At 42.4% G+C, this 6,822-nt stretch carries 7 protein-coding genes; 5 read left to right on the top strand and 2 right to left on the bottom strand.

Going from position 1 to position 6,822, the window contains the following annotated elements:
- Window positions 1–116: 116 nt before the first annotated feature.
- The 5 genes from JCM19038_RS02795 to JCM19038_RS02775 all read left to right on the top strand — a co-directional run bounded on the left by JCM19038_RS02795 (window position 117) and on the right by JCM19038_RS02775 (window position 5,270).
- A complete protein-coding gene (locus JCM19038_RS02795; RefSeq protein ID WP_052360995.1) occupies window positions 117–1,124 on the top strand; it encodes an ABC transporter substrate-binding protein in 1,008 nt (335 codons plus the stop codon).
- Between the two features lie 265 nt (window positions 1,125–1,389).
- Window positions 1,390–2,406, top strand: a complete 1,017-nt coding sequence (locus JCM19038_RS02790; RefSeq protein WP_042414223.1) for an iron ABC transporter permease — start codon at window positions 1,390–1,392, stop codon at window positions 2,404–2,406.
- Window positions 2,407–3,405, top strand: coding sequence for an iron ABC transporter permease (locus JCM19038_RS02785; protein WP_042414219.1), 999 nt, complete (start codon window positions 2,407–2,409; stop codon window positions 3,403–3,405).
- A gap of 16 nt (window positions 3,406–3,421) precedes the next feature.
- Window positions 3,422–4,252: an ABC transporter ATP-binding protein gene (locus tag JCM19038_RS02780; RefSeq protein WP_042414214.1), complete on the top strand. Its 831-nt coding sequence runs from the start codon at window positions 3,422–3,424 to the stop codon at window positions 4,250–4,252.
- A 1-nt stretch (window position 4,253) separates the two neighbouring features.
- On the top strand, window positions 4,254–5,270 hold the full coding sequence (locus tag JCM19038_RS02775) for an NAD(P)/FAD-dependent oxidoreductase (protein ID WP_042414211.1): 1,017 nt from the start codon (window positions 4,254–4,256) through the stop codon (window positions 5,268–5,270).
- Between the two features lie 114 nt (window positions 5,271–5,384).
- Here the strand turns inward: JCM19038_RS02775 and JCM19038_RS02770 are convergent, their stop codons facing one another.
- Together JCM19038_RS02770 and JCM19038_RS22205 are read right to left on the bottom strand one after the other, a co-directional pair.
- Window positions 5,385–6,515: a Na+/H+ antiporter NhaC family protein gene (locus tag JCM19038_RS02770; RefSeq protein ID WP_152549320.1), complete on the bottom strand. Its 1,131-nt coding sequence runs from the start codon at window positions 6,513–6,515 to the stop codon at window positions 5,385–5,387.
- Complete coding sequence (locus tag JCM19038_RS22205) at window positions 6,443–6,766, bottom strand: hypothetical protein (RefSeq protein WP_052360991.1); 324 nt, start codon at window positions 6,764–6,766, stop codon at window positions 6,443–6,445. The genes JCM19038_RS02770 and JCM19038_RS22205 overlap by 73 nt, the downstream gene beginning before the upstream one ends.
- Window positions 6,767–6,822 lie beyond the last annotated feature (56 nt).

The raw sequence follows: 6,822 nt of genomic DNA, 5'->3' as shown, positions 1-6,822 counted from the left end.
TCTTCCTTAGGAGAGGCTTTTTTTAATGTCCACAAAATAGCCATTGACTATGAGAATCATTTTCAATTAAACTAAACGAGTGAGAATACCATATAACAATCCTTTGGGGGTACATGATGAAAAAGATTTATCCATATACACTCGCGATCGCAACGTCTGCGATGCTACTGACTGCGTGTGGGGACCAAGAAGATACAGACAACAATTCAGCAAATGGAGAACCTGATGAAACGGTAGAAGAAACCGAGGATGCAGACGACAGTGAGTCAGATGCTGGAGGTTCTGAGAAGACAGTAACAGATGGATACGGCAATGAAGTGACGGTTCCAGCGTCTCCAGAGCGCATTATCGCACCGTATTTAGAAGATCCCCTCTTAACGATTGGATTAGAGCCAATTGTGCAATGGTCTGTGAACAATGGAGCGAGTGTTCAAGACTATTTAGCGGATGAACTTGGCGATCTTCCATACATTGATTATCAGTTGCCATTAGAATCTGTGATGGAAGCAGATCCGGACTTTGTTGTCGTACCTGATGAGGGCACACTCGGTTCAGGTGACTACAACCAATATTCACAAATGGCACCTACGTACGTCATGGATAGCGAAACGAGTGCAGATTGGCGTGCAACTCTTCTAGAAATGGGTTCATTGTTTGATCGTGATGAAGAAGCTGAAACGGCTCTAGAGGAGTATGACGCATACGTCGAAGAAGTGAAGCAAGAATTGAACGATACTGTTGGGGACGATAAAGTGGCTGTTGTTTGGTTGATTAACGGCTCATATTTCGTCGTTGCACCAAACATTGCAAGTGGAGCGGTACTGTTTGATGACCTTGAGTTAGAACCAGCAAATGCAATTGCTGAGTTGCCAGAAGACCCTGATCACTGGAATGAGCTCTCTCTTGAAGCATTTGCGAATTTAGATGCGGAGTATTTATTCCTCGTTAATGGTGATGAAGACAGCGTTGATTCATTAATGACTGAAGACGTATGGTCGACAATTCCTGCAGTAGAAAACGATCAGGTCATTGAAATTGCTGATGATAGCAGTTGGTTATACAACGGTTACCAAGCAAATCGTCAAACGATCGAAGAAGTACACGAACAAATGATTTCTGAATAAATTCGAGCATAGCTATTGAGAATGATAGCCGTTTTCATTAAGATGAGAATAGGTAAGAAGAATTGTTCAAATAGGTGAGTAGCAGACGGTTTAGAATGTATTCTAGATCGTCTGTTGTCGTCAATGAATTTGTCATAATAGACATTTAAGGACTGAATAAAACGGAGTGACAGCTTTCTTGTAGTTAATGATCTGAACAAATCGTTTCTTTAGTTTCTATAAGTTCAATCAGTTGAAAGTGAATGTGCCGTGAAGTGGGAGAACTATGAAAGAAGCGAGCATTACACGAAAACCAACAAGTTTTATTATTACGTTGATAATCGGCATTGTTAGTCTAGTGATTGCATCCATCATTTCTGTTACGTTTGGAGCGGCTTCAATTACGCCTAGCATCATTTGGGACGCAATTGTATCATTCGATGGCAGTTTGACCGAACATCAAATTATCCAAGAAATACGAATTCCTCGTGTTGTGGCAGCCATCTTAATCGGTGGAGCTCTTGCCGTTTCTGGTGCAATCATGCAAGGCATGACGAGAAATGCATTAGCAGAACCTTCGATTATAGGAATTTCAGACGGCGCAGCACTTGCGCTTGCGATTATGTTTGCCTATGTCACAGCTGCTAGTTATACAGGATTGCTCATTGCTGCCTTTATAGGAGCTGGAGTCGGAACAGTACTCATATTCCTCGTTGGTACATTAAGTAAAGGCGGTCTATCACCGGCAAAACTAGCGTTGGCTGGGGTTACGATCGGGGCATTTTTAAGTGCGCTATCTTCAGGGATTGCCATTTATAATGATGTTGCTCAAGATTTAAGCTTTTGGTTTGCTGGCGGACTATCGAGTGTGACACGCCAAAGCTTACTCATGGTTGCAATCCCATGTCTCATCGGAATTTTGATTGCACTCGTGTTGTCAAAATCGATTACAATTATGAGTCTTGGCCAAGACGTTGCGCGCGGGCTAGGGCAACGAACGGCTATTGTGCGAACGCTCGGTGTAATTGCTGTTATGTTAATGACAGGAGCATCGGTTGCGATTGCTGGAATTATCGGTTTTGTTGGCCTTGTTATTCCACATATGGTACGCGCTGTTGTTGGGATGGACTATCGCTATATTATCCCGTGCTCGGCTGTGTTTGGTGCATTATTGCTCGTTGCAAGTGACATTGTTGCCCGGATGATTAATGCGCCATACGAAACACCAGTCGGAGCAATTACTGCGTTAATTGGTGTCCCGTTTTTCCTCTACCTTGCGAGACGAGAAGGGAGAGGTGTTTAAATGAAACGAAAACCGCTCATTGTTTTTACAACACTCGTCGTTTTTATCGTTTTTGTTTTGCTTGTTAGTCTACAGTCAGGTACGTTTCAAATGACACCAGCTGAAGCGTTTAAAACGATCATCGGTCAAGGCAGTGACCAACAAGAACTCGTCTTGTTCGAATTCCGACTGCCACGTATGGTACTTGCAATTTTAATTGGTGCAGGTCTTGCGGTTTCAGGTGCAATCTTGCAAAGTCTTTCTCGTAACGACCTTGCAGACCCAGGAATCTTAGGAATTAATGCAGGGGCAGGTTTTGCCGTCGTCTTGTTTATTTATTTGTTCCAAGGAAGTTATCAAAATCTTGGTGGAAGCGTCTATATCTTGCCGATGTTCGCCTTTCTAGGAGCGCTTACAGCAGCAGCACTCATTTATAGCCTCGCTTATAAAAAAGGGATTACACCCGTTCGTCTCGTACTTGTCGGAATCGGGATCAATGCCGGGTTTAGTGCATTGCTCATTATTATGCAACTAAGAATGAGTCCGAATGATTTTATGCAAGCGACCGTCTGGCTCTCAGGCAACATATGGGGTGCTAACTGGAGTTCTGTGTTAGCGATCTTACCTTGGATTGCGATTTTAATTCCACTCGTCATTAGGCAAGCAAACACGTTAAATGTAATGAGAATTGGTGATGAATCAGCGGTCGGAGTTGGGATTTCTCTCGAACGTTCACGACTGTTGCTATTGTTTTTAGCCGTGGCACTCGCAGGTGCATCGGTTGCAGCTGGAGGTGCGATCGCATTTTTAGGTCTTGTTGCTCCGCATATCGCACGTAGAATTGTAGGACCTAGGCATCAAATAATGATACCAACAGCAGCGCTCATCGGTTCACTAATCTTGCTATTTGCCGATTACATTGCAAGAAACATGTTGGCGCCGTCTGAAATTCCCGTCGGTATTGTCGTAGCAATTATCGGTGCACCGTACTTTTTATATTTGCTTATTAAAACACCGTAAACTGAGGTGAACAGCCATGACTGAAATCGAAGCGAAAGAACTATCAATTGGTTATGAAAAACGAAAGATTGTTGAAGCGTTAAATTTAAAAATCCCAAAAGGACAAATTACAACGATGATTGGTCCGAACGGTTGTGGGAAGTCAACGATCTTAAAGACGTTAGCGAGAATCATGAAACCGAAGTCTGGTTCGGTCTATTTGGATGGGAAAATTATTCATAAAGAGTCAACGAAACAAGTCGCGAAGAAGTTGGCGGTATTGCCACAATCACCAGAAGCGCCTTCAGGCTTGAAAGTAAAAGAGCTTGTCGCTTATGGACGGTATCCTCATCAGACTGGTGCACGCTCATTGACGAAAGCAGACCAAGATATTATTGAACGTTCCTTAAAGCAAACAGGCATGGATGCTTTTAAAGACCGAGACATTGATGCACTTTCAGGTGGGCAAAGACAACGAGTGTGGATTGCGATGGCTCTTGCTCAAGAAACTGACATTTTGTTACTTGATGAACCGACGACGTATTTGGATCTCGCACACCAATTAGAAGTTCTTGAAGTATTAAAGAGGCTTAACGAAGAAGAAGGGCGTACGATTGTGATGGTCATTCACGATTTAAACCATGCGGCTCGTTTCGCTGATTACATGGTTGCATTAAAAGCAGGTAAGATTGTGCAAGAAGGTGCACCAGAACAAGTCATTTGTTCAACAGTACTAAAAGACGTATTCGCGATTGATGCTGATGTTGTTACAGACCCGAGAACGAAGAAACCGGTTTGCCTTAGTTATGATTTAATGATTCCTGAACGAGCAGAAGAAGAGTTAATACCTGCAGGAGGTGCACGCTAAAATGGGGAATGACTTAGAACTGTATGATGTAACGGTTGTTGGTGGTGGTCCAGCTGGACTGTATAGTGCATTTTATAGTGGAATGCGTGACTTAAAAACGAAAATCATCGAGAGTGAACCCCATCTTGGTGGTAAATTAAATGTGTATCCTGACAAAACGATTTGGGACATAGGGGCACTTCCACCGACAAAAACGAGTGAAGTTATTCAAAACTTAAGCACACAAGCGACGACATTTGAACCGACAGTCGTTTGTGGTGAGAAAGTGACCGATATTACAAAAAATCATGATGGTACATTCGTCATTGAGACGTCACTACAGCGTAAGCATTTTACAAAAGCAATTATTTTAGCAACAGGTTACGGGATTTTGCGGCAAGCAAAGCTAACCGTTCAAGGTGCTGAAGCTTATGAAACGGAAAACCTCTATTATGAAGTGCCTGATATCGAACAATTTCGAGGCAAAGATGTTGTCATTTCAGGCGGGGGGAATTCAGCAGTCGATTGGGCAAATGAGCTAGAACCGATTGCAAAAAGCGTAACCGTCGTACATAGACGTGATGCTTTTGGTGGCCATGAACAGTTCGTGACGAAAATGAAAAACTCACGAGTGAATGTGATGACGCCATTTGCCATCTCTGGCTTAACTGGATGTAACCAAGGGAAATGTATTGAACAAGTACAATTAGAGCACTGTGAAAGTAAATCGTGTCAAATTAAGCGTGTTGATGCGGTCGTTGTGAATCACGGTTTTGAAGTAGAACTATCGTTTTTAGAACATGAACCGTTAGGGTTGAAAGTTGAAGAAAGCAAACTTCAATTAAATGATCGTATGCAAACGAATGTACCGGGAATCTTTGCTGCAGGGGATCTAGCGAACTACAACAGCAAACTGCCGTTAATTGCAGGCTGTTTCCAAGATGCAGCACTTGCAGTGAATAGTGTGAAACAATACGTTGAACCGACAGCAAATGAATACGGCATGGTGTCGTCCCATCACGAAAAACTAACCCAATAAAAATAGTGGGTTAGTTTTTTAGATTTTATAAAAATTTCACGTACCGTATTTTAGTGAAATATGAATCGAACAAAGAAAAGAAGAAGAAGAGAAAAAACACGAAAGATCAAGTCATCAAGACTCAACCTTTCGCGCAGTTAACGTCCAACCTGTGTACGCGTAAAGAAGTGCAATAAATGGAGTGACAATGCTTAAGAATGTGTAGAACACATATGTGAAATCAACGTTTAGTGTGGTCATCACAAAGGCACCGATAATCCCCCAAGGAATGAGGGGGTGTAAAATCGTTCCGCCATCTTCAAGTGTACGGCTTAAGTTTTTTGGGTGTAAGTTGTGTTTTTTATACACGTCTTCATACATTTGTCCAGGTAATAGAATCGATAAGTACTGTTCCCCAGTGACGAAGTTTACACCAAAACAAGAAGCGAGTGTTGAAGCAATTGTGTTGCCTCGACTTTTCAACAAAGACTGAATGCCTCGAATAATTGCTTCTGTAATCCCCGTTGCTTGAATTAACCCACCGAATGAGAGTGCAATAATAATTAGTGAAACACCAAATAACATATCCTGAAGCCCACCAAGGGATAATAATTCATCAATGGCCGCGTGACCTGTATTCGCTTCATAACCACTGTACATTGCATCAAGTAATGCATTCAACTGCAATCCCGGAACGGTAAAAAATGCTGTGCAAACCGCAACAAACATCCCTGCTGCAAGTGCTGGTAATGGGCGAACTTTCATTGCTGCTAACACGATAATGACTAAAGGCGATAAAACGGTAAGGATATGAATGAAGAACTCTTGATCTAACACAAGGATGAGTTCTTGGACGTCGGCTAAGCTAGCACGAGAACCGTTTTGATTTGTATAACCGATAATAAGGAAAATAACGACGGTTAAAATTAAAGCAGGAATCGTCGTCCATAACATATGACGAATGTGCTCAAATAAATCGACCTTCGCCGTTGCAGCCGCCAAATTCGTCGTGTCTGACAGAGGCGACAATTTATCTCCGAAAATCGCGCCACTCACGATCGCTCCAGCTGTCATGGCGGGATCGGCTCCCATTCCGATTGACACACCCATGAGGGACACACCTATAGTTCCGATCGCACTTAATGAACTTCCGGTCATGAGCGCAACTACAGCTGTAATGATGACGGTTGTAGCTAAAAGAACGTCGGTGATAAGACTTGTAAGCCGTAGTACGTGATCGTTTGAACCGTACCACCGAGCAACCATAAACCAATTAAGATCCCAATCATAAGTAAGATGAGGATTGGAATTACACCGTAGCTCACAGACGAGACTATTTGCTTTTCTAATGTATCAAATGGAATTTTAATGAGTGCTGCATACAAAGCAACGACGATCGCTGACAGTAATATAGGAAGATGTGGTGGAGCTTCGTATGCTAAAATACCAAAACTTAAAATGAGAATAACGATAAAAAGAACAATTAACGCTCCCCGTAATGATGCTTGACGTTGCATAAAACGTTTCTCCTTTATATAAAACTATGTTACATAACCGCGGTAAAGTATAAAAA

The organism is Geomicrobium sp. JCM 19038, assembly GCF_000698125.1.
In the GTDB taxonomy this organism is placed as follows: domain Bacteria; phylum Bacillota; class Bacilli; order Bacillales; family Marinococcaceae; genus Geomicrobium_A.
The sequence above is the reverse complement of the archived record's forward strand: the minus strand, read 5'-3'. Positions and strand labels throughout refer to the sequence as shown.

Coding starts and splice junctions, on each gene's coding strand:
- JCM19038_RS02775 (WP_042414211.1), top strand. CDS start 4,254: ATGGGGAATGACTTAGAACTGTATGATGTAACGGTTGTTGGTGGTGGT.
- JCM19038_RS02770 (WP_152549320.1), bottom strand. CDS start 6,515: ATGGTTGCTCGGTGGTACGGTTCAAACGATCACGTACTACGGCTTACA.
- JCM19038_RS02785 (WP_042414219.1), top strand. CDS start 2,407: ATGAAACGAAAACCGCTCATTGTTTTTACAACACTCGTCGTTTTTATC.
- JCM19038_RS02780 (WP_042414214.1), top strand. CDS start 3,422: ATGACTGAAATCGAAGCGAAAGAACTATCAATTGGTTATGAAAAACGA.
- JCM19038_RS02795 (WP_052360995.1), top strand. CDS start 117: ATGAAAAAGATTTATCCATATACACTCGCGATCGCAACGTCTGCGATG.
- JCM19038_RS02790 (WP_042414223.1), top strand. CDS start 1,390: ATGAAAGAAGCGAGCATTACACGAAAACCAACAAGTTTTATTATTACG.
- JCM19038_RS22205 (WP_052360991.1), bottom strand. CDS start 6,766: ATGCAACGTCAAGCATCATTACGGGGAGCGTTAATTGTTCTTTTTATC.